16 protein-coding genes are annotated in these 21,950 nt (G+C 67.7%); 6 read left to right on the top strand and 10 right to left on the bottom strand.

Features of this window, described 5'->3' with window-relative positions; translation table 11 throughout:
* Positions 1-7 precede the first annotated feature (7 nt).
* The gene (smc, locus tag L0984_RS00455; protein ID WP_234191835.1) at positions 8-3,523 is read right to left on the bottom strand and encodes a chromosome segregation protein SMC; all 3,516 of its coding nucleotides are present in this window, start codon (positions 3,521-3,523) and stop codon (positions 8-10) included.
* Between the two features lie 94 nt (positions 3,524-3,617).
* Between smc and L0984_RS00450 the strand changes: the two genes are divergently transcribed.
* Together L0984_RS00450 and L0984_RS00445 are read left to right on the top strand one after the other, a co-directional pair.
* The gene (locus tag L0984_RS00450) at positions 3,618-4,382 is read left to right on the top strand and encodes a hypothetical protein (protein WP_234191834.1); all 765 of its coding nucleotides are present in this window, start codon (positions 3,618-3,620) and stop codon (positions 4,380-4,382) included.
* Positions 4,383-4,528: 146 nt separating this feature from the next.
* The gene (locus L0984_RS00445; protein ID WP_234191833.1) at positions 4,529-5,221 is read left to right on the top strand and encodes a mobilization protein; all 693 of its coding nucleotides are present in this window, start codon (positions 4,529-4,531) and stop codon (positions 5,219-5,221) included.
* Between the two features lie 30 nt (positions 5,222-5,251).
* On the opposite strand, the gene L0984_RS00440 is transcribed toward L0984_RS00445, so the two are convergent.
* The 6 genes from L0984_RS00440 to L0984_RS00415 form a co-directional block, all read right to left on the bottom strand.
* Positions 5,252-6,433 (bottom strand): alpha-hydroxy acid oxidase, encoded by a 1,182-nt coding sequence (locus L0984_RS00440; RefSeq protein ID WP_304305912.1) that lies wholly within the window; start codon positions 6,431-6,433, stop codon positions 5,252-5,254.
* Positions 6,434-6,479: 46 nt separating this feature from the next.
* The gene (locus L0984_RS00435; RefSeq protein WP_234191832.1) at positions 6,480-7,463 is read right to left on the bottom strand and encodes a Bug family tripartite tricarboxylate transporter substrate binding protein; all 984 of its coding nucleotides are present in this window, start codon (positions 7,461-7,463) and stop codon (positions 6,480-6,482) included.
* Positions 7,464-7,692: 229 nt separating this feature from the next.
* Positions 7,693-8,847 carry a mandelate racemase/muconate lactonizing enzyme family protein gene (locus L0984_RS00430; RefSeq protein WP_234191831.1) on the bottom strand — a complete coding sequence of 385 codons (1,155 nt, stop codon included), beginning with the start codon at positions 8,845-8,847 and terminating at the stop codon, positions 7,693-7,695.
* Positions 8,848-8,965: 118 nt separating this feature from the next.
* On the bottom strand, positions 8,966-9,877 hold the full coding sequence (locus L0984_RS00425) for a LysR substrate-binding domain-containing protein (protein WP_159444729.1): 912 nt from the start codon (positions 9,875-9,877) through the stop codon (positions 8,966-8,968).
* On the bottom strand, positions 9,870-10,586 hold the full coding sequence (locus L0984_RS00420) for an arylmalonate decarboxylase (RefSeq protein ID WP_234191830.1): 717 nt from the start codon (positions 10,584-10,586) through the stop codon (positions 9,870-9,872). Before L0984_RS00420 ends, L0984_RS00425 begins: the two co-directional genes overlap by 8 nt.
* Before the next feature lie 60 nt (positions 10,587-10,646).
* On the bottom strand, positions 10,647-11,654 hold the full coding sequence (locus L0984_RS00415) for a Bug family tripartite tricarboxylate transporter substrate binding protein (RefSeq protein WP_370645862.1): 1,008 nt from the start codon (positions 11,652-11,654) through the stop codon (positions 10,647-10,649).
* Between the two features lie 152 nt (positions 11,655-11,806).
* Between L0984_RS00415 and L0984_RS00410 the strand changes: the two genes are divergently transcribed.
* Complete coding sequence (locus L0984_RS00410) at positions 11,807-12,766, top strand: LysR family transcriptional regulator (RefSeq protein WP_234191829.1); 960 nt, start codon at positions 11,807-11,809, stop codon at positions 12,764-12,766.
* A 57-nt stretch (positions 12,767-12,823) separates the two neighbouring features.
* On the opposite strand, the gene L0984_RS00405 is transcribed toward L0984_RS00410, so the two are convergent.
* Entirely contained in the window at positions 12,824-15,406 is a 2,583-nt protein-coding gene (locus tag L0984_RS00405; RefSeq protein WP_234191828.1) for an SIR2 family protein, read from the bottom strand.
* Positions 15,407-15,868: 462 nt separating this feature from the next.
* Entirely contained in the window at positions 15,869-16,177 is a 309-nt protein-coding gene (locus tag L0984_RS00400) for a hypothetical protein (RefSeq protein WP_234191827.1), read from the bottom strand.
* 17 nt (positions 16,178-16,194) lie between these two features.
* Between L0984_RS00400 and L0984_RS00395 the strand changes: the two genes are divergently transcribed.
* On the top strand, positions 16,195-17,082 hold the full coding sequence (locus L0984_RS00395; protein WP_234191826.1) for a LysR family transcriptional regulator: 888 nt from the start codon (positions 16,195-16,197) through the stop codon (positions 17,080-17,082).
* Between the two features lie 103 nt (positions 17,083-17,185).
* On the opposite strand, the gene L0984_RS00390 is transcribed toward L0984_RS00395, so the two are convergent.
* Positions 17,186-19,807, bottom strand: coding sequence for a YgiQ family radical SAM protein (locus L0984_RS00390; RefSeq protein WP_234191825.1), 2,622 nt, complete (start codon positions 19,805-19,807; stop codon positions 17,186-17,188).
* Positions 19,808-19,987: 180 nt separating this feature from the next.
* Between L0984_RS00390 and L0984_RS00385 the strand changes: the two genes are divergently transcribed.
* The gene (locus L0984_RS00385) at positions 19,988-20,335 is read left to right on the top strand and encodes a hypothetical protein (protein WP_234191824.1); all 348 of its coding nucleotides are present in this window, start codon (positions 19,988-19,990) and stop codon (positions 20,333-20,335) included.
* A 144-nt stretch (positions 20,336-20,479) separates the two neighbouring features.
* On the top strand, positions 20,480-21,934 hold the full coding sequence (locus tag L0984_RS00380) for a TolC family protein (RefSeq protein ID WP_234191823.1): 1,455 nt from the start codon (positions 20,480-20,482) through the stop codon (positions 21,932-21,934).
* Positions 21,935-21,950 lie beyond the last annotated feature (16 nt).

The raw sequence follows: 21,950 nt of genomic DNA, 5'->3' as shown, positions 1-21,950 counted from the left end.
CCGCGCGTCAGCCGACTTCGGCCATGCCGGCGGCGGATTCCATGTCCACCGCCACGATGCGCGAGACGCCCTGCTCCTGCATGGTCACGCCGATCAGCTGCTGCGCCATCTCCATGGCGATCTTGTTGTGGCTAATGAAGAGGAACTGCGTCCCGCGGCTCATGGCCGACACCAGGCGGGCATAGCGCTCGGTGTTGGCGTCGTCCAGCGGTGCGTCCACCTCGTCCAGCAGGCAGAAGGGCGCGGGGTTGAGCTGGAAGATGGCGAACACCAGCGCGATGGCCGTCAGCGCCTTCTCGCCGCCCGAGAGCAGGTGGATGGTCTGGTTCTTCTTGCCGGGCGGCTGGGCCATGACCTGCACGCCTGCGTCCAGGATCTCGTCGCCGGTCATGATCAGCCGCGCATTGCCGCCGCCGAACAGCTCCGGGAACATGCGGCTGAAGTGCTCGTTGACGGTGTTGAAGGTGCCGCCCAGCAGTTCGCGCGTCTCGCCGTCGATCTTGCGGATGGCGTCTTCCAGCGTGGTGATGGCCTCGTTCAGGTCGGCCGACTGGGCGTCGAGGAAGGTCTTGCGCTCGCGGGCGCTGGTCAGTTCATCCAGCGCCGCCAGGTTGACGGCGCCCAGGCCGGCCACCTCGCGGTGCAGGCGGTCGATCTCGCCCTGCAGGCCGGTCAGGCGCACCTTGTCGGCCTCGATGGAGGCGGCGATGGCCTCGCGGTCGGCCTGGGCGTCCACCAGCAGCTGTTCGTATTGCTCCAGGCCCAGGCGCGCGGCCTGTTCCTTGAGCTGCATCTCGGTGATGCGCTGGCGCAGCGGGTCGAGCGCCCGCTCGATCTGCAGCCGCCGCTCGTCGCTGGCGCGCAGCTTCTGCGTCAGGTCGTCGTATTGGCTGCGCATGGCGCCCAGCGCGGCTTCGCGCTCGGCCTTGAGGTTGAGCGCGTCCTGCAGGCCGGCCTGCGCGGCGGCGTCGGACAGGCGGGCCAGTTCGCCCTCGGCCCGCTCACGCTCGTCGGCCAGGGCCACGGTCTGCTGGCGGGCGGTGTCGATGCCGCGGCCGAGTTCGGCGCGGCGCGCCTCCAGCGTGCGCTGGGAGAAGGTGGATTCCTGCACCTGCCGCTCCAGGCTGCGGTGCTGCTCGCGGGCGGCGTCCAGCTTGCGGCTGGCCTCGATGACGCGCTCTTCCAGCTCGGCATGGCGCTCCTGGCTGTCGGCCAGTTGCAGGTCCAGCTCCTCGAAGCGGGCCTCGGCGGCGACGCGGCGCTCCTGCAGCTCTTCGAGCTGGGCCTCGACCTCGCCCAGGTCGGCATTGAGCTGTTCGCTGCGGGCGCGGGCCTGCTCGGCCTGCTGCGACAGGCGCAGCGTCTCGACCTGCAGTTCGTGGGCGCGGGCGCGGGTCTGGTCGGCCTCGCGCCGTGCGCCGACCAGGCGGCCGGCTGCCTCGCCATAGGCGCTTTCGGCGCGCACGAGGGCCGTGCGGGCCTCTTCGGCGATCAGGGCCTGGGCGCGCAGTTCGCGCTCCAGGTTCTCCATTTCCTGCTGGCGGGCCAGCAGGCCGGACTGTTCGGAGTCCTGCGCATAGAGGCCGACGCTGTGGCGCGTGACGACGTGGCCGGCGGCCACGTAGATGGCCTCGCCGGGCTGCAGGCGCTCGCGGGCGGCCAGGGCCTCGTCCAGGCTGGCGGCGGTGAAGCAGCCGTGCAGCCAGTCGGCCAGCAGCGACTGCAGGCCGGCGTCGTGCAGGCGCAGCAGGTCGGCCAGGCAGGGCATGGCGCCTGGAGCGGCGGCGGCCGGCGCCGATGGCGGCGTGTAGAAGCTGAGCTTGGCCGGCGGCGCGTCGTTGGCGAAGGCACGGGCCATTTCCAGCCGCGAGATCTCCAGCGCGCCCATTCGGTCCCGCAGGGCGGCTTCGAGGGCGGCCTCCCAGCCGGGCTCCACATGCAGGCGGCTCCACAGGCCTTGCAGTCCATCCAGGCCGTGCTTGGCGAGCCAGGGGCGCAGCTTGCCGTCGGTCTTCACTTTCTCCTGCAGGGCGCGCAGCGCCTCCAGCCGGGCGGACAGTTCGGCCTGGCGCGCGCCTTCGGTGTTGACGGCCTGCTGGCGGGCGCGGCGGTCGTCGTCCAGCTGCGGCACGCGTTCCTGCAAGTCCATCAGGCGCGCCTCGGATTCGCTGGCCGCTTCTTCGGCCATGGCGAATTCCTCGCGCAGCGCCTCCAGCCTGGCCTCGTCGGGCGCGTTGAGTGCTTGGCGGTCGGCGCGCAGGCGGTCGCTGCGCTGGCTGAGCTGGCGCACCTGGTCGTCGATGTTGCGCTGGTCGGCGGCCAGCACCTGGATCTGCTGCTGCACCTGCACCACCGCGCCGCGCTGGGCGTTGGCCGTTTCCTGCGCGCGCTGGCGGGCGTCCTCCAGCTCGGGCAGGCGGGCTTCCTGCTCTTCCAGCTGCGCGGCCAGGATGGCGGCCTGCTCCTCGGCGTCCATGCCCGCGCCGGCCAGGTTCTCCAGCTCGACCTCGGCATCGGCGCGGCGGGTGTCCCACTGCTGGATCTGCTCGGCCAGCTGGGCCAGGCGCTGCTGCACGCGCTGGCGGCCTTCGACCACGTAGCGGATCTCGCCCTCCAGCCGGCCCACCTCGGCGCTGGCCTCGTAGAGCTTGCCCTGGGCCTGGTTGACCTGGTCGCCGGCGCCGTAGTGGGCCTGGCGGATGGTCTCCAGCTCGGCCTCGATGTGGCGCAGGTCGGCCATGCGCGATTCGAGGTCGTTGACGGCCTGGCGGCCCTCGGCCTGCACGCGCAGCTGGTCGGCCTCGGCGTCGGCGCGCTTGAGGAACCACAGCTGGTGCTGCTTGCGCGTGGCCTCGGCCTGCAGCTGGTTGTAGCGCGCGGCCACCTCGGCCTGCTTCTCCAGCTTCTCGAGGTTGGCGTTGAGCTCGCGCAGGATGTCCTCGACCCGGGTCAGGTTCTCGCGCGTGTCCGACAGGCGGTTCTCGGTCTCGCGGCGGCGCTCCTTGTACTTGGAGACGCCGGCGGCCTCTTCGAGGAAGAGCCGCAGTTCCTCGGGCTTGGATTCGATGATCCGGCTGATCGTGCCCTGGCCGATGATGGCGTAAGCCCGCGGGCCCAGGCCGGTGCCCAGGAACACGTCCTGCACGTCGCGGCGGCGCACCGGCTGGTTGTTGATGAAGTAGCTGCTGTTGCCGTCGCGCGTGAGCACGCGCTTGACCGCGATCTCGGTGAACTGGCTCCACTGGCCGCCCGCACGGTGGTCGGCGTTGTCGAACACCAGCTCGACGCTGGCCCGGCTGGCCTGCTTGCGGCTGGTGGTGCCGTTGAAGATCACGTCCTGCATGGACTCGCCGCGCAGCTCGGAGGCGCGCGACTCGCCCAGCACCCAGCGCACCGCGTCCATGATGTTGGACTTGCCGCAGCCGTTGGGGCCCACCACGCCCACCAGCTGGCCCGGGAGCATGAAGTTGGTCGGCTCAGCGAAGGACTTGAACCCGGAAAGCTTGATGGAGTTGAGACGCACCGCAGACGGGCAGCAAGGCCAAGATGTTGATATTCAAGGAGAAAGTGCGCAGGCCGTGCCTTGCCGCGCAAGGGCAGGATGATAACGTGCGCCCATGCGCCTTCCCCTGCCCGCCTCCCTCGCGCCCATGCCCGCGCGGCACCTGCTGCTGTCCGGCCTGATCGGTGCCTGCGCCCTGCTCGCCGGCTGCGGCATGTTCCACGACACGAAGCGCGCCGAGCCCTACACCCAGGGCGAATGGATGGAGTCCGGCGCCAACCGCGTGGCCAACCTCGCGTTGCGGGACAACCTGGAATCGGTGCGCCGGGTCCAGCTGTCGCTGTACCGCCGCAATCCGCGCGAATGGCGCAAATGGGCCGCGAGCGCCGATGACGCCGTGGCCCGCACCTGGCAGGCCATCGACCAGGGCCCGCCGCTGCCCTGGCTGCGCGGCGCCACCGGCATCGAGGCCGTGCGCCTGGCCTTTGCGCCGCCCGAGACCTACGCCGGCGACCGCGTGGCGGCACTCGTCGTCGGCTGGGCCGCCATGCTCAAGCAGGCCAACGGCGACACCTGGCGGCAGACCATGATCGACGGCGTCAGCGCCGAAAACGCCTTCCGCGCCGCGCGCAACTTCGAGATCTCGCTGTGGCTGCTGAGCTCGCGCACCGGCGCCGACGGCCAGCCGCTGCTGCTGTCCACCGAGATCAGCGAGCGGGGCCGCAATCTGGTGGTGGACCGGGAACTGTCGAAGGTGGTGGCGCGGCTCGATCTGCTGGCCGCCCAGGCCGACGAGAAATACCGCCGCGCCGCGCTGGACTTCAGCCAGAACTGGCTGATGGGCAACCTGGGGCCGCTGCTGGCGATGGTGCCGCGCTGAGCGCGGGCGCCGCGCCGACCCTTCGCGCCGGCCGTCTTTGCACACCATCGACACAGACCGCTTTCTAGAATGCGCCGCGCAACCCGTGCAAACCCGGCTTCCGCACCGCGCGGCGCGCATCTTCTCCACCACCTCCCCTCCTGCACATGAGCACCCTGAACTTCATCGGTGGCGAAAAAGGCGGCGTCGGCAAGTCCGTCACCTCGCGCCTGCTGGCCCAGTACTTCATCGATCGCAGCCGCCCCTTCATCGGCTTCGACACCGACCGTTCGCACAACTCCTTCACCCGCTTCTACGAAGGCTTCGCCTCGCCGGTGGCAGTGGACAGCTTCGAAGGGCTGGACACGGTGGTCAACGGCTTCGAGGAGCACCCCGAGCGCAGCGTGATCGTCGACCTGGCCGCGCAGACGCAGGCACCGCTGGCGCGCTGGATCGACGAATCGCAGCTCTTCGACGTGTTCGACGAACTGGAGATTCCGGTCGTGTTCTGGCACGTGATGGACGACGGCCGCGACTCCACCGACATGCTGGGCCGCCTGGTCGACACCTACGGCACGCGCGCCCGCTACGTGGTGGTGCAGAACCAGGGCCGCGGCAGCGACTTCTCGACGCTGGACGGCTCCCCCGCCCAGATCAAGGCCCGCGAGCACGGCGCCCAGTTCATCACCCTGCCCCGCCTGCAGGAAGCGACGATGCGCAAGATCGACGCCAACAACACGAGCTTCTGGAAGGCCGTGAACGACAAGACCGGCCCCGAGGCCCTCGGCCTGCTGGAGCGCCAGCGCGTCAAGGGCTGGCTGGTGCAGGTCTACGCGCAGTTCGACACGCTGGGGCTCTGACGCGGCCCCTGCTCGCCGGCGTGGCCGCCCTCAGTCCCAGGGGCCGGTACGCTGCGGCCCGAGCAGGATCGACGCATCCACGTCGTCGATGTGCGTGCGGCCGCAGAAGGCCAGGGTCAGGTCCAGTTCGCGCCGGATGATCTGCAGCACCCGCGTGACGCCCGCCTCGCCGAAGGCCCCGAGCCCGTAGAGGAAGGCGCGACCGATCATCGTGCCGCGGGCGCCCAGCGCCCGGGCCTTGAGCACGTCCTGGCCGCTGCGCACGCCGCTGTCGAGCCAGACCTCGGTCTCCCGCCCCACGGCATCGGCAATGGCGGGCAACGCGCGGATGGCGGAGGGCGCCCCGTCCAGCTGGCGGCCACCATGGTTGGAGACCACGATCGCATCCGCGCCGCAGTCCACGGCCCGGCGCGCGTCCTCCGCATCGAGGATGCCCTTGAGCACCAGCGGCCCGCCCCAGCGGCGCTTGATCCATTCCACGTCCGCCCACGACAGCGTGGGATCGAACTGGGCGTTGGTCCAGGCGGCCAGCGAGGCCATGTCGTCCACGCCCTTCACATGGCCCACGATGTTGCCGAAGCTGCGCCGCCGCGTGCCCAGCATGCCCAGGCACCAGCGCGTGCGCAGGGCCAGGTCCAGCAGGTTGCGCAGCGTGGGCCGCGGCGGTACCGACAGGCCGTTGCGGATGTCGGCATGGCGCTGTCCCATCACCGGCAGGTCGAGCGTGAGCTGGAGCGCGCTGCAGTTGGCCGCCCTGGCCCGCTCGATCAGCGCCTCGATGAACGTACGGTCGCGCATCACGTAGAGCTGGAACCAGAAGGGATGCCGCCCCGTGCTCGCGGCCACGTCCTCCAGCGAGCAGATGCTCATGGTCGAGAGCGTGAAGGGCACGCCGAAGTCGCGTGCGGCGCGCGCAGCCAGGATCTCGCCGTCGGCATGCTGCATGCCCGTGAGGCCCGTCGGCGCCAGCGCCACCGGCATGGCCACGTGATGGCCGAGCATCGTGGTGGCAACGGTGCGCTGCGAGATGTCCCGCGCCACGCGCTGGCGCAGCAGCAATTGCTGGAAATCGCGCTCGTTGGCGCGGTAGGTCGATTCGCGCCAGGAGCCCGAATCGACGTACTCGTAGAACATGCGCGGCACCCGCGCGCGGGCCACCTGGCGCAGGTCCTCCACGCAGGTCATGCGCGCCAGTGCGGCCGGCGCACTCATGCGAACGTCCTCCGCGCCAAACCGCTCGGCGACGGTGCAAGGGGGCTCATTGGGCGACGATGTTCTGCTCACGGATCAGCTGGCCCCAGCGCTGCGACTCCTGCACGAGGCTGCGGCCCAGTTCGGCCGGCGGCTCGAAGGCCGGCACGGCGCCCTGCTGCGCAGCGACCTGGGCCAGGTCGGGCGCAGCCATCACCGTGCGCACGGCGCTGCCCAGCCGCTCGACCACCGCATCGGGCGTACCCGCCGGTGCCAGCAGGAACACGCGCGGCGCGGCATCGAAGCCCGGCACGGCGGCTGCCAGCGGCGCCACGTCCTCGGCACCCGCCAGCTTGACCGGGCTCATCACCGCCAGCGCCTTGAGCCGTCCGCCCTTGGCCTGCGCCAGGGCCGACGTAGCGCTGACGACGCCCAGCGGCACCTGCCCGCTGATCACGTCCGGCACGATCTGTGCCGCGCCGCGATACGGGATGTGCGTGACGAAGGTGCCGGTCTTGCCCTTGAACAGCTCGAAGCCCAGGTGCTGCACCGTGCCCACGCCCGAGGTGGCGAAGGAATAGTGGCCGGGCCGGGCCTTGAGGGCGGCCACCAGCTCCTGCGGCGTCTTCGCCGGAAAGTCGTTGCCCGCCACGACGATCAGCGGCAGCGTGAACAGTCCAGCCACCGGCACGAAGCTCTTGATGGGGTCGAAGGACATCTTCGGCTGCATGTATTGCGCGATCAGCGTGGAGCTGTCGCCCAGCAGCAGCGTGTAGCCGTCGGCGGGCGCCTTGGCCGCCAGGTCGCCGGCGATCAGGCCGGCCGCGCCCGCGCGGTTCTCGACCACGACCTGCTGGCCCAGCAACGTGGACAGGCGCGGCGTGAGCAGCCGGGCCATGGCGTCCACGCCGCCGCCGGCCGAATAGCCGACCAGCAGGCGCACCGGGCGCTCGGGATACGTGCCGGACTGCGCCTGCACGGCCGGCGCGGCGGCCAGCATCGCGGCGGCCAGGGCGAAGGCGTGGCGGCGAGTCAATGGATGGGTCGTCATGGTTGTCTCCTTTTCTTGTTCGGGCGCGGACTTGGGCTGCGCGCCGTTCTGCCCTTCGACAGGCTCAGGGCGAACGGCTTGGGGCGCCGCAGTTTCAGCGCGAACGGGTCGGGGCGCCGCGGTTTCAGGGCGAACGGGTTGAGGCGCCGCGGTTCACCCGAATGTCTCGAACCGGTGTGGGGACGCGGAACGAACGTTCGGGGAACTGGCTATGCGACGGCACTTCATGTCACGCTTTTCCGGCACCGCGCGAACCCGGGCGCTTGGCCAGCTCGCGCAGCCGCTCGCGGTTGGGCGCGAAGCCCAGGCCCGACGCCTGCGGAAGGTCCAGCACGCCGGCCTGCGGCTCGGGCAGGCCGTCGAACACCTGCTTGCAGCATTCGACCGCCACCGAGTGGTACTCGACCAGCGAGCCATTGGCCAGGCCCGCATGCAGGTGCATGTTGTGGTGCGGCCAGGCGCCGCCGTTGGCAAAGCGCGTGTTGAAGGCCGCGGCCATGCCGGCGATGCGCGCGCACTGCGTGAAGCCACCCGTGATGCAGGCATTGGGCTGCACCACGTCCACCGCCTGCGCCACCAGCATGTCGCGGAAGCGGCTGGCATGGCCCTCGTTCTGGCCGGCCGCCAGCGGGATCGCCGTCTTGGCCCGCAGCTTGGCCAAGTTGGGAATGTCGTTCTGCGTCACCGGCTCCTCGAAGAAGGCGATGTCGAAGGCCTCCACCCGGCGGGCCAGCGACAGCGCGTGGAAATAGTCCAGGCTGCAGTTGGCGTCGATGTAGATCTGGACGTCGGGGCCCACGGCCTCGCGCACGGCACGGATGCGCTGCACGTCCTCGGCGATCAGCGTGTCGAGCGGCCGGGGCTCGTCGCGGCGCGCCAGGCCGTGGTGACCCACCGTCATCTTCAGGCGCGTGAAGCCGCGGCCCACCCAGTCGCGCGCGGCCTGGGCCAGCTCGTCGCGGTCGTAGAAGGCGAAGCCGAAGGTGGCGTACACCGGCACCTGGGCGCGTGCGCCGCCCAGCAGCTTCCAGCAGGGCTGGCCCAGGGCCTGGCCCTTCAGGTCCCACAGCGCGAGGTCGATGGCGGCGATGGCGTGGCTGGCATAGCCCGACTGGCCGCGGGGCGTGAGCAGCCAGTAGAGCCGCTCCCACACCTGCTCGTGGTTCAGCGGGTCCAGCCCCTCCAGGTGATGGGCGACCACCTCGTTGACGATGGCGGCGACGGCCTCTTCCTCGGTGATGGCGGTCATGCCGGTGCCGATGCGGCCATCGTCGGTCTCGATGTCGACCAGGCACAGCGAGAGCGAGGTGGTCTTGGTGCGGCCGCCATGGCCGACGCTGACCGGCAGGTTCAGCGGCGTGGCGTGGACGCGGGCAATCTTCATGGGGCGGTGTCTCCTGGCTTCGGGTCTTCGGGGGAACGCGGCCAGTCTAGGAAGCCGCCCCCGCCCGCCACAACGCCGCGGCGCGAAGGCCGCTTTCGCGATCCGCGAAGACGAGGGTTTACGCGGGGCGCGGCGCGCGGCCGGCCAGCACGTCGAACAGCGTGCGCGCGGGGGGCGCCAGCTCGACGCCCTCGCGCACGGCGATGCGGTGCGTGCGCACGGCCCAGGCGTCCGTCAGCGGCACGGCGCGGATCGGCAGGCTGGCCAGCTGCGGTGCCACGGCCTCGCGCGGCAGCACCGCGACGCCCAGGCCGCCGGCCACCATGCGGCAGACCACGTCGAAGCTGCGCATCTGCATGCGGATCTTGAGCAGGCGGCCCGCCACCGACGCGGCGGCGGCCAGCCGGCTGGAGAGCGCGGTGCCGTCGCCCAGGGAGATGAAGTCTTCGTCCAGCGCATCCGCCAGCGCGGCGGCCTCGCGCATGGCCAGTGCGTGCCCCTGCGGCACCACCAGCACCAGCGTGTCGACAAAGCAGTCGGTCAGCGCGATGCCGTGCGGCGCATGCGCCATGTGCACGATGCCCAGGTCGGCGCGGCCTTCGAGCAGCAGCAGCGGAATGTCGAGGCTGCCGTGCTCTTCCACGTCGATGCGGATCAGCGGATGGGCGCGGGCCATGTGCTGCAGGTGGGCGGGCATCACCTCCACCAGCGCCGAGGTGTTGGCCGCCAGCCGCACATGACCCTGCAGGCCGCGGGCATGGTCGTGCAGGTCGAGCGACAGGCGGTCGGCATCGGCCAGCAACTCGCGCCCGCGGCGCACCAGCATCTGCCCGGCGGGCGTGAGCCGCACGCCGCGCGACGAGCGCTCGAAGATGCGCAGGCCCAGCGATTCCTCCAGCGCGCTGATGCGGGCGCTGGCGGCAGCGATGGCCAGGTTCAGCCGGTCGCTCGCGGCGCTGATCGAGCCCAGTTCGGCCGCCGTGACCACGACGCGCAGCGTGGCCAGGTCCAGCTGAAGGCCCTCAGGCATCGAAGAGGCGGCCGTGGCCGGGCGAGCCAGCATCCAGGCCGGCGGTACGCATCAGGTCCCAGAAGCCGGCCGGCGAACTGGAGGTGACGGGCAGGCCCAGTTCGCGCTCCAGTCGCGGATGCAGGTCCAGCGTGCGCAGGCCGCCGCAGGAGATGAGCAGGCCGTCCGGCTGCCCTTCAACGCTGACGCTGCGGGCCAGCTGGGCGAGCGTCCCGGCATCGACCTGACCGACCGCCTCGACGCCCGTCATCGACAGGCCGCGGATGGCCGTGACCTCGAAGCCCTCGCCTTCCAGGTAGGTGGCGAGCCGGTCGTTGAGCGTGTCGATGTAGGCGGTGGCCACCGCCACCCGACGCACGCCCAGTTGGCGCAGGCTGCGCACGATGGCATGGCTCATGGTCGTGCACGGCAGGCCGGTCGCGGCCGCCATCCGGGCACGGAGATCCTCGGTGAAGGCGGCGCCGCGGTAGAAGCTGAGCGAGGTGCCCATGAGCGAGACGGCCTGCGCGCCGGCTGCCTTCAGCTCGCGGGCCAGGTCGACGATGCGCCCTTCCACCTCGTCGAAGCCTTCGGGATGGATGCCCGCCAGTGCCAGGCCGCTGGCGATGAAGCGCGCGCGACCGTCGTACAGCGCCGGGCCTTCGGGCGGCACCTCGCCGGCGGCGGGCGGCACGATCAGCCCGAGCACGGGCATGGCGGAATCGGTCATCGCAGCTCCTGGGGCAAAGCTGCGGATTGTGGGGCCGCCCACGGCGGCCCCGACCCGGGCTCAGAGCTTGATGCCCGCGCCCTTCACCGTCGGGCCCAGCACGGCCACCTGCTCGCGCACGAAGCCTTCGAAGCGCGCCGTGCTCTCGGGCTGGGCCACGATGCCCAGGTCGACCATCTTCTTCTGCACCTCGGGCATGGCCAGCACCTCGTTGGCGGCGTCGTGCAGGCGGGCGACCGTCTCGGCCGGCAGCCTGGCCGGGCCGGAGATGCCGAAGAAGTTCTCCAGCACCAGCTTGGGCTGGCCCAGTTCGACCATGGTCGGCACCTCGGGCATCAGCGGCGAGCGCGTGGTGCCGGTGACGGCCAGCGGCACCAGTTGGCCGGTCTTGAAGTACTGCACGTAGGCTGTGATCACGTCGATGCCCACGGGCACGATGTTGGCCAGCAGGTCGGTGGTCATGGGCGCGCCGCCGCGATAGGGCACGTGCACCATGTTGGCGCCCGTCACCCGCTTGATGAGCTCGCCATGGATGTGGCCGACCGAGCCCGGGCCGCCGGAGCCGAAGTCCAGCCGCCCCTCCTTCTTGGCTCGCGCCTCCAGGTCGGCCCAGCTCTTGATGCCGGACTCCTTGCTGGCCATGACCACCAGCGGCGCCGAGCCCAGGTAGGCCACGTGGCTGAAGGCGGCCACCGGGTCGTAGGGCTGCTTGTCCAGGGTGAAAGGACCCAGCGCGATCGGCGTGGTGTTGGACAGCATCAGCGTGTAGCCGTCCGGCGCCGCCGTGGCCACCACCTGGCCGCCGATGGTGCCGCCCGCGCCGGGGCGGTTGTCCACCACCACCGGCTGGCCCAGCTTGCGGCCCAGCTGTTCGGCCACCACGCGCGCCAGGATGTCGCTGGCACCGCCGGGCGCGAAGGTGACGACGATCTTGATCGGCCGCTCGGGCCACTGGGCGAAGGCAGGCAGGGCACCCGCCGCCGCCCCGGCCGCCATCAGGCGCAGGACGCCTCGGCGGTGAAGGCGCGGCAGGGACGATGAAGAGGTAGGCAGAAAGGATTCGGACATGGTGGGCGCCGCAAGCAATGGGAATGCCCGCATTGTTCGAAGCGCCCTCCGGCACGCCAATTGCCAAGACCGAATGCACCGTATCAGCCGCAAGGCGCTGGCGGCCCGCCATTCCAACGGCGAGGCACCAAGGCGGTGCAGGCCACCACCGCATGTCCCGACCCGACGACCCTTTCGACACCTACCTGCTGCGCGTCTTCCATACCCTGATGGCGGAATGCAGCGTCTCGCGCACCGCCGCGCGCATGAACCAATCGCAGCCCGCCATCAGCAGCGCCCTCAAGCGCCTGCGCGAGATCTTTGGCGATCCGCTGCTCATCAAGGACAAGCAGCGGATGGTGCCCACCGAGCGGGCGATGCAGCTGCATGCGTCGGTGCGGCTGGTGCTGGGCGAACTGGACGCGCTGCTCGCGCCCGAATCCAGCTTCGATCCCGCCACCACGCGGCAGGTGTTCCGCATCGGCACGCCCGACTATCTGGCCCCGCCCCTGATGGCCGCCGTGGCGCAGTACATGCGCGAGACCGCGCCCGCGGCCCGCCTGGTACTGCAGCCGCTGGGCCCCGACTACGACTTCGAGGCCGCGCTGGCCGAAGGCGAGCTGGACGTGGTCATCGGCAACTGGCCCCAGCCGCCGGAACACCTGCGCACCACGCTGCTGCTGGAGGACGAGATCGTCTGCCTGGTCGACGAACGCCACCCCTTCGCCGCACGCATGACGCTGGCCGACTACCTGCAGGGCTCGCACGTGGTGCCGCTGCTGTACAGCGTGACCCAGCGCGGCGTGGTCGAGACCGCCCTCGCCTCGCAGCGCATGAGCCGTACCGGTACCGTCACCGTGCCCTATTTCGGCCTCGCGCCGCACCTGCTGCCCGGCACCGACCTGATCTTCACCACCAGCCGGCACTTTGCGCAGTACTACGCCGGCCTGCTGCCCCTGGCCATCGTGCCCACGCCGGTGGACTTTCCGCCGATGCGCTTCTATCAGCTGTGGCATGGGCGCACGCAGCTGGCGCCGGGGCATGTGTGGTTTCGGTCGTTGCTGTCGGCGGTGGTGAGGACGGCGGGGGCGACGAGATATTTAGTACATGGCAGCCATGTTCGTACTCCTTAACTCTCGACATGCAAGTTGTAACCAAAATATTCCACAGGGGAGGCCGCAGCGAACGAATCAATATGAAAAGGAAGCATTGATGATCGATTCCACGTTGGGGTCGGTCCGATAGCTAGAAAGCACCGGCCACCTCCGCAAGTCGTAGCGCCTCGTTTTGTCTTGTGTTACGAGTTTCCGTAAGGCCGCATATAGCTCGACCTTGTTTTCTAAGAGAGCATAGACGGCGACCTTAACATCATATCCATCAGAATAATCAAGAACCTTGGTAAGCCGATTGGCATCGACCTTTTCTCCCGTCAATTTTCGAGCCAATTCAAGATTGCAGATTTCCACAACTGCTTCAGGCGTGTAATTAAGCGGATTCAAATAGGCCCTCAGAGCAGCCTTAGCAGCAGGTGCGTCACCCTTACATAGCTGAAAATACGCCTCTCTACTATTTGGCTCAAGGCCGATTTTTGATTGGTAGCTCCTAATCTCGCTAATGCAGCCATCAAAATCCCCACGGGCTTCAAGAAGCGCAATAGTCATCTGATTTTTTTGCTCTTCACCCAGACGTAATTGCCAGCGGTCAAAAGTTTGCTGCGCCTCTTCCACCTGCCCTGTGTCGCAAAGCGCCACAACCAGTTGAGTGGCAACTTCCCAGTCAAATTGAAGAAGTCTTAGCGAATCCCGCAATACTTTTATAGCTCCGATGTCGTCACCTAAAGCTTGCCGTTGGAGCCGCGCAACCAGCGCAGCTAGGTCGGGGTCCTTGTTTATCAATTCCGTCTTAGCCGAAATGATTTGCCTTAATTCTCTATAGTCTTCCATCGCTGCATACACCCTCATTCTAGTCCGACTGTAGCTCTCGGATTCGGGGTATCGCTTCTCTGCTCCATCTAAGTCTTGCAACAGAGCAACATATTGTTCACGCGAATTTTTCTCATTTGATAAGGCTATGAAACTGCGCCTCATATCCAGAACCAGCGGAGAAAAAGGATTCTGGTCAGAAAGACTGCTTATAATTTCATGAAGCCGATCCTCTCGCCTTTTCCGATCAGTTTCCAAGTCTTTAACTAAAGAAAATTTTTCTCGCCATGCAGGATTAATTCTCGACGGATCAATTTTTATGGCCCTATCGAAATTTGCTAATGCTTCATCTAAAAGGGTTCGCCTTCTTGCACCATAATACTCACCTGCCTCATCAACATTTAATCGCCCTTTAGCGAGCCACGCCTCAACTGAGTATTCATCACAGGCAATTGCCTTATCAAGAACTTCGCGCTTGTCAGAGTGGCGAACGTAGATTGTTGATTTTTTTACATAAGAAGATGCCCTATTTGGATTTTCTCTAATAATTTCATCTGCCAAACCTAGGGCCGCATCTCTACGGTCGAGACATATGTTTGCGGTGATACATCGTTCAATTAGCTCGCGTCTTATCGGAGGACGCAAGGTCGCCATCAACTCTTCTCTCGCACGCTGAAGAACTTCTTCGTACCTTTCAGTTGCGACCAGTTCAGAGATCTCGCTGATTAAGAGGAGTTCGTCGTCGGTGTACTCGGTGCCACCAACGTCGGGCTCATCTCCTCTATCATCTTTAGCTATAAGGCTAGCTATGGCAGCGCGCTTTGAATGTCTCTCAAGCCTAGTTCGCGCCTTCTTTAATAAATCCGTCGTCTGTGGTACACCTTTAGCAGAGTTGAGCAGCTTCTTTAACGTGTCGCTGGACCGTCTGTTAATCATAAGAGCGGTGTCTGGGACAAATTTTCCAGGATTGAAAGAAGCATAGAGCTCGGCCATTAATTCGTCAAATCCACCAATTTTGACGTAGTAAACCCTATCACGGAATAGAAGCTTTCTAAGCTCTTCGGGTACATCAGCATCTTCGCGCATGCACCAATAAATTCCTGATTTAAGATACTCATCGTTTCTGAGCAAAGTTTGCAGATTATCCATAATAGATCTATCAGATCCAGAATATCCTATTACGATCAATCCGTGGTCTTTTGAAAATTCTGCCAATTTAGCCTTCATGTTTTGTTCAAGGCTTTCTGTCTCCCGCAACGTGCTCTTTAAATCATCAAATAAATAGTCACCGTGGAGCTTTATTACTTTAGGACGGCTTGAAGTAACTGTCACACTGTTGATACTTGAGTCATGGGCACATACGATAGGCCTTTCCGTAGAAAACAAATAGAAGGCTTCGTTGACAAGGTCGTCAAAGTTAGTGGTAAAAATGGTATTGAAATATCTATCATCCACTAACGAAGTAAGGTACGCATATCCGATGGAAGGCAACTTCCCCGCAACCTCAGATTCAACAAAAACTCTTCGCTGACGCTGTAGATCAAAACGTCGCTCGAATAGGGACGAATACTCCTTATTCACGTCATACCATTCTGACGCTTTACCTCGCAAGAATTCTTTTTGCTCTTCCTCATTTGCTGGAAGCTGCATCCCGTATTCGCTGCATGACTGTTCTCGCCAGGTTTTGACTAGTTCTGCCGCGCTTCGAATCCCCGACGTAATTGAACATCCAGCGCCCATCAAGAGGCAGTAATTCGGGTTATGGTCGGTCCTATTTTTTATAAATCGGGCGAGATCTTGAATCGAACGCTCTTTGCTTGAAAATTGCTTTCTTAGATCATGAAATTTCATATAAACCTCAACATCTCCTACTGGTAATTCTTTATTTCCTGCTATTATCTAACAATAAATTATTATCTTTGACAAATTACTATTTAATCATTAAATTATAACTTTTAAAGTACTAGCCGTATCTACCATTTGGTAGTAGACATTCTGAGTCCCATGACCTAAAGACAGCGTGAGCGTGCTCTTATGCAATAGATTCCATTCTCCGCTGGCCGCAGCGTCGGAAAATCTCGCAAAGATTCTTTTTGTGATCGCTCTTGCCACCAACAGCCAGCGCTAAAACGCGCCATCGGCGGCTATTTTTTTTACGGAGTCGGAATCTACTGCTAAAGCCGACCGATTGTCTTTCTTTGTCTGTCAATTAGAGCGCGAAGGCAAAGCGCGTCATCCCAACCGCAGCACGGGGGGGTGGACTGGGCGGCGTCCTACATAGGTCCGGGGTGTCCGTCCAAGCCAAACTGCGGGTCAGCCGCCACCCGGCGGCACGCGGAAGTTGGCGCCGACGCGGGCCTCTGCGCGCTCCATCAGGCCGACCAGCGCGTCGAGCCAGCGGCGCCCCGTGCGCGGCGCGTCGACGATCTCCTCGCCAACCTCTCCGGCCCCACTCTTCCTGGCGTCCTGCCGGTGCCCGGCGCCTGTGCCGGCCGTGGCGCTCGTCGGGGAACCGCGCTCCGCGTCGGTGGGGTTCTCAGCGGGGTGGGCAGCATCAGGAATCGACATGCCCAGGATGCTCCCGCTCGTCCAACATTGCGTAAAGTTGAATTTACTGAGCATTCACTTCATCATTTCTGATGCGTCAACTCAACCTCGACCAGCTCCAGACCCTGATCGCCATTGCCGACCTGGGCACCTTCGCCGCAGCCGCGCAGGCACTGCACCTGGCGCCGCCCACGGTCAGCCTGCATGTGAAGGAACTGGAAAGCTGGCTCGACACCGTGCTCGTCGTCCGTGGCCGCCGCCAGGCCGAGTTGACGCCGGCCGGGGCCGTGCTGGTGCAGGAAGGCCGCAAGCTGATGGCCGCCAGCGACGACCTGGTCGACCGGGTGCGCCGTAGGGCTGCCGGCCGGGCGGGCATGGTGCGGGTGGCCGTGTCGGCCGGGGTGAGCACGCAGCTGCTGCCGCTGATGCTGCAGCAGCTCAACGCCCAGAGCCCCGACATCGAACTGCGGCTGGAGGCCGTGGGCTCCGCCGAGGCCATGCGGCGCCTGAAGGCCGGCACGCTGGACATCGCCATCGTCGCCAGCCCGCAACCGGCCGCGCCCGAGGTGCGGCTGCAGCCCTGGCGGCAGGACGCGATGGTGGTGCTGCTGCCCGCCGCCTGGACGCCACCGGACACGATCACGCCCGAATGGCTGGCCGGCCGGCGCTGGGCCAGTTTCACGCCGGCCACGCAGATGCACGGGCTGATCGCCGGCTGGTTCGGGCAGGCGGGCCTGAGCCCCCGGCCCTACCTGGCACTGAGCTATCCCGGCGCCCTCAAGAGCCTGGCCGCCGCCGCGCAGGCCGCCGCCATCCTCCCATTCGAGGAAGTGGCCGATCTGGCGGACACGCCGGAGGTGTGCATCCGCCCGATGGCGCCGCCGCTGATGCGGCCGATGGCGGTGGCCAGCCGGCAGGCGGGCATGGCCGACCCGGCGGTGACGGCGGTGCTGGACGTGATCGACCGGTTCAAGTCCTAGTCACAGGCAAGCTCACGCGCTGAGGGACTGGACCCAATCGCACTTGGCGCCGCGCAGCGCGAAGCCCGAGCACGGGCCCCTCGTGCCGCGCCGTTGCGATCGCTCAGCGCGGCCGGCGCGGGGCACGCGGACCCGGCGCAGCGGCAGGGCCGCGCGGCGCGCCCGGCTTGCCGACGCCCTTGCCAGCCATCGGTCGGTTGCCCGTCTCGCGCGGCGGCAGGCCCGTGTGCTGTGTGAGCACGGTGCCCGGCCGCGGCGCGGCGCCGACGCGGCGGGCGCCGGACGGCACCGAAGACGCGGAGGGCGCAGGCGTCGAGTTCTTGCGCCGCGCGCTCTGGTAGCCACCATCGGTCGCCGGCTGGAAGGTCGGGATCAGGTGATGCTTGCCGTTGCCGATCAGGTCGGCGCGGCCCATGGCCTTGAGCGCCTCGCGCAGCAGCGGCCAGTTGTTGGGGTCGTGGTAGCGCAGGAAGGCCTTGTGCAGGCGGCGGCGCTTTTCGCCGCGCACGATGTCCACCGACTCCTCGTCCTCGTCGCGCATGGTCCGACGCACCTTGGTCAGCGTGTTGCGGCCCGAGTGGTACATGGCCGTGGCGGTGGCCATGGGGCTGGGGTAGAAGGTCTGCACCTGGTCGGCGCGGAAGCCGTTCTTCTTGAGCCACAGCGCCAGGTTCATCATGTCCTCGTCGCGCGTGCCCGGGTGGGCGGCGATGAAGTACGGGATGAGGTACTGCTTCTTGCCAGCTTCGGCGCTGTACTTCTCGAACATGCTCTTGAAGCGGTCGTAGCTGCCGATGCCGGGCTTCATCATCTTGGAGAGCGGGCCCTCCTCGGTGTGCTCGGGCGCGATCTTGAGGTAGCCGCCGACGTGGTGCTGCACCAGCTCCTTGACGTACTCGGGCGACTTCACGGCCAGGTCGTAGCGCAGGCCCGAGCCGATCAGGATCTTCTTGATGCCGCGCAGCGCCCGCGCCCGGCGGTAGATCTGGATCAGCGGGCCATGGTCGGTGGTGAGGTTCGGGCAGATGCCCGGATACACGCAGCTGGGCTTGCGGCAGGCGGCCTCGATCTCGGGGCTGCGGCAGCCCAGGCGGTACATGTTGGCGGTGGGACCGCCCAGGTCGGAGATGACGCCGGTGAAGCCCTCGACCTTGTCGCGGATGTCCTCGACCTCGCGAATGATCGAGTCCTCGCTGCGGCTCTGGATGATGCGGCCCTCGTGCTCGGTGATGGAGCAGAAGGTGCAGCCGCCGAAGCAGCCGCGCATGATGTTCACGCTGAAGCGGATCATCTCCCAGGCCGGGATCTTGGTGGCGCCGTCGTGGCGGCCCTGCGCGTCGGCATAGCGCGGATGCGGGCTGCGGGCGTAGGGCAGGTCGAACACGTAGTCCATCTCGGCCGTGGTCAGCGGGATGGGCGGCGGGTTGATCCACACGTCGCGGGCTGTGGTGCCTTCGCCATGGGCCTGCACCAGGGCGCGGGCGTTGCCGGGGTTGGTCTCCAGGTGCAGCACGCGGTTGGCGTGGGCGTAGAGGATCGGGTCGGCCTTGACCTGCTCGTAGCTGGGCAGGCGGATCACGGTCTTCTCGCGGGCGGGGGCCTTGAGGCGGACGGCGGGGTTGGCGATGAAGTGGATGGGCTGGGCGGCGGTTTGGGTTGCCCCGGGGGCGCTGCGGGTGACGCCCGCGGCACCTGCCGGTTGCACCGCCACAACCGTTCGCGCTGAGCCTGTCGAAGCGCCGGACCGGGCTTCGAAAGGCTCAGCCTGAACGGGGTGGGGCTCGGCCTGAACTGAGGGGGGCTCAGCCTGAACGGACCCGGGCCCAGCCTGAACGGACTGAGGCGCGCCCTGAGCGGCCCGCGCATTGGCATCCGCCGCCACCGCATTCGCCTCGTCCTCGCGCGCACAGGTCTGCCCTTGCGCCTTGGCCTGCTCCGACACCATCAGGTAGGGATTCAGGTGCGCATCCACGCGGCCCGGCTGGTCGACCTCGGTGGAGTCCAGCTCGAACCATCCCTCCGGCGTCTCGCGGCGCACGAAGGCGGTGCCGCGCACGTCGGTGATCTGCTGCACCGGCTCGCGGGCGGCCAGGCGATGCGCCACCTCGACGATGGCGCGCTCGGCGTTGCCGTACAGCAGCAGGTCGCACTTGCTGTCCACCACGATCGAGCGGCGGACCTTGTCGCTCCAGTAGTCGTAGTGGGCGATGCGGCGCAGGCTGCCTTCGATGCCGCCGAGCACGATGGGCACCTCCGGAAAGGCCTCGCGGCAGCGCTGGCTGTAGACGATGGCGGCGCGGTCGGGGCGCTTGCCGCCCACGTCGCCGGGGGTGTAGGCATCGTCGCTGCGGATCTTCCGGTCGGCGGTGTACCGGTTGATCATCGAATCCATGTTGCCGCTGGTGACGCCCCAGAACAGGTTGGGCTTGCCCAGCGCGCGGAAGGGCTCGGCGCTCTGCCAGTCGGGCTGGGCGATGATGCCCACGCGAAAGCCCTGCGCCTCCAGCACCCGGCCGATGACGGACATGCCGAAGCTCGGGTGGTCCACATAGGCGTCGCCGGTCACCACGATGATGTCGCAGCTGTCCCAGCCCAGGGCGGCCATCTCCTCGCGCGAGGTCGGCAGGAACTTCGCCGTGCCGAAGCGCTGCGCCCAATACTTGCGGTAGCTGGTGATCGGCTTGGCGGCGCGCGCAAAGAAGGAGACGTCGACGGGTGCGTTCATGCGTGGGGTGGATCCGGCGGCGCGGGAGGGCGGCGCTGCGCTGTGATGCTGCGTTCGGGAACCGCGCTGGCGCCCGGGCGGAAAGAAGGCGGCGATTTTAAGGGCCGGGGCCTTCTCCCCTCATGCCGAAGGGAAGCCGCGCGAGCGGGACACGGGCCACCCCTAGAATCCGCGCCCGTCGTGCGCCGCCTTTTCTTCATCCTCCTGCTGGTCTTGATGCCGCTTCAGTTCAGCATTGCTGCGCTGAAGGCCTACTGCCAGCACGAGGCCGGCGGCATGACGCACCTGGGCCACCACGAGCATCAGCATTTCGACGTCGCCGACAACGACGACGAGCCGGGCACGCCACCGGCGCTGGGCCACCTGGACTGCGGCCACTGCCACGCGCACTGCGTCGCGCTGGCCACCGCGATCGTGCCCGAGACCCCGGCCATTCCCAAGGCCGAACTGCGCGAAGGCGCCGCTGCTCCGCTGGCGGTGCGCGCGCTGGCCCCGCCCGAACGGCCCCAGTGGCCCGGCCTTGCCTGACCGGCAAGGCCTGCAGCTTCACCCCCCTTCCCTTCCGCCTGACGCGCCCGGCGCGCCAGTGACGCGCTGCATGCGCGCGCCCCCTCCGGGGTGCGTGCGGCCTGCCGGTCTCCCTCGCACATCGATTTGCCTTGGAGAACTGGAATGCCTTTCACACCCCATCGGCCGTGGCGCTTGTCGCCCCGGCCCCATCCTGCCTGGCGGCCGCGGCTTGCGCTGACGCTTGGGCTTCTGCTGGCGCCCTGGGCGCTGGCCCAACCGCCAGCGCTGCCGGCCCCTGCCGCCGCGGCGGCACCCGGTCCGCTACGGCAGGCCTTCGAACAGGCCTGGGCGCGCCAGCCCGAAGCCCGTGCGCTGGCGGCGCGCCAGCAGGCGGCCGAGGCTGGCCAGCGCGCCGCGTCGGCCTGGACGCCCGAGCCGATGGCGCTCGAACTCAGCCACCGCACCGACCGCGCCAACGCCAACGACGGCCAGCGCGAATGGGAGGCGGGCCTGGCCATTCCGCTCTGGCGGCCGGGCGAGCGCAGCCGCGGCCAGGCCGTGGCGCAGGCCGAGGCGGCCGCCGTGTTCCTGCGCGAGCAGGCTGCACGGCTGCGGCTGGCCGGCGCGCTGCGCGAGGCCTGGTGGCCCTGGGCCCGCGCCCGCATCGAGCAGCAGGTGGCCGATGCCCAACTGGCCCACGCCCGCACCCTGGCCGCCGACGTGGAACGCCGCTGGCGCGCCGGCGACCTGGCCCGCAGCGACCTGCTGCAGGCACAGGGCACGGTGGCCGCGGCCCGTGCTGCGCAGGCCGAGGCGGCGCGTGCGGCGGTCGAAGCCGCGCTCCGCTGGGAGGCGCTGACCGGCACAGCCGCATGCGCTTCCGGCGCGGCGTTGCCGCAGGCCGGCATCGGAGGGGCGGCCATCCCCGCCGAATCCGCGCCGGCCAACCGGCAGGGCGAGGTGGCCGCCAGGTCCACGCCGGCCGGCAGCACCGCCGGGTCCGAAGCCGGGCCTGCGCGCCAAGTCGACGACGTCGGCGCCGAGGCAGAACCCGAGCCGCGCGCAGAGCCCGGGGCGCCCACCGCCGCCCACCCCGCCCTGGCCGAACTCGCCCAGCGCCTGGCCATCGCCCGTGCCCAGGCCGAACTGGCGGCCCGCCACGGCGCCGGCAACCCGGAGCTGACGCTGGGCACCACCCGCGAACGCGGCAGCGCCGACGAGCCGGCGCGCAGCACGCTCAACGTGGGCCTGCGCATTCCCTTCGGCGCGAGCGCGCGGCAGGAGTCCCGCCAGGCCACGGCGCTGGCCGAGGCCATCGAGCTGGAGGCGCAGTGGCGGCTGGAGGAGAGCCGCCTCGCCGCCGAACAGCAGGCCGCCCGGGCCCGCGTGGACGCGGCCCGCATCCGCCTGGCCGCCGCCGAGGAACGCGACGCCCTCGCCAGCCAGACCCTGGGCCTGATCGAGAAGTCCTTCCGCCTCGGCGAATCCGACCTGCCCACCCGCCTGCGCACCACGCAGGAAGCCGGCGACGCCGCCCGCCAGCTGGCCGCCAGCCGCGTCGAGCTGGCGACCGCCGTCTCGCAATGGCGCCAGGCCCTGGGCCTGCTGCCCGAATGACAACCCGACACCCAAC

It is taken from the genome of Pseudacidovorax sp. NFM-22 (assembly GCF_021401245.1).
Lineage (GTDB): Bacteria > Pseudomonadota > Gammaproteobacteria > Burkholderiales > Burkholderiaceae_C > Xenophilus.
Note: the sequence above shows the minus strand (reverse complement) of the source record. Positions and strands in the feature narration are given on the sequence as shown.

Excerpts from the sequence above, each read along its gene's own strand:
- L0984_RS00450 (WP_234191834.1), top strand. The coding sequence starts at position 3,618 with ATGCGCCTTCCCCTGCCCGCCTCCCTCGCGCCCATGCCCGCGCGGCAC.
- L0984_RS00445 (WP_234191833.1), top strand. The coding sequence starts at position 4,529 with ATGAGCACCCTGAACTTCATCGGTGGCGAAAAAGGCGGCGTCGGCAAG.
- L0984_RS00440 (WP_304305912.1), bottom strand. The coding sequence starts at position 6,433 with ATGAGTGCGCCGGCCGCACTGGCGCGCATGACCTGCGTGGAGGACCTG.
- L0984_RS00435 (WP_234191832.1), bottom strand. The coding sequence starts at position 7,463 with ATGACGACCCATCCATTGACTCGCCGCCACGCCTTCGCCCTGGCCGCC.
- L0984_RS00430 (WP_234191831.1), bottom strand. The coding sequence starts at position 8,847 with ATGAAGATTGCCCGCGTCCACGCCACGCCGCTGAACCTGCCGGTCAGC.
- L0984_RS00425 (WP_159444729.1), bottom strand. The coding sequence starts at position 9,877 with ATGCCTGAGGGCCTTCAGCTGGACCTGGCCACGCTGCGCGTCGTGGTC.
- L0984_RS00420 (WP_234191830.1), bottom strand. The coding sequence starts at position 10,586 with ATGACCGATTCCGCCATGCCCGTGCTCGGGCTGATCGTGCCGCCCGCC.
- L0984_RS00415 (WP_370645862.1), bottom strand. The coding sequence starts at position 11,654 with ATGTCCGAATCCTTTCTGCCTACCTCTTCATCGTCCCTGCCGCGCCTT.
- L0984_RS00410 (WP_234191829.1), top strand. The coding sequence starts at position 11,807 with ATGTCCCGACCCGACGACCCTTTCGACACCTACCTGCTGCGCGTCTTC.
- L0984_RS00405 (WP_234191828.1), bottom strand. The coding sequence starts at position 15,406 with ATGAAATTTCATGATCTAAGAAAGCAATTTTCAAGCAAAGAGCGTTCG.
- L0984_RS00400 (WP_234191827.1), bottom strand. The coding sequence starts at position 16,177 with ATGCTCAGTAAATTCAACTTTACGCAATGTTGGACGAGCGGGAGCATC.
- L0984_RS00395 (WP_234191826.1), top strand. The coding sequence starts at position 16,195 with ATGCGTCAACTCAACCTCGACCAGCTCCAGACCCTGATCGCCATTGCC.
- L0984_RS00390 (WP_234191825.1), bottom strand. The coding sequence starts at position 19,807 with ATGAACGCACCCGTCGACGTCTCCTTCTTTGCGCGCGCCGCCAAGCCG.
- L0984_RS00380 (WP_234191823.1), top strand. The coding sequence starts at position 20,480 with ATGCCTTTCACACCCCATCGGCCGTGGCGCTTGTCGCCCCGGCCCCAT.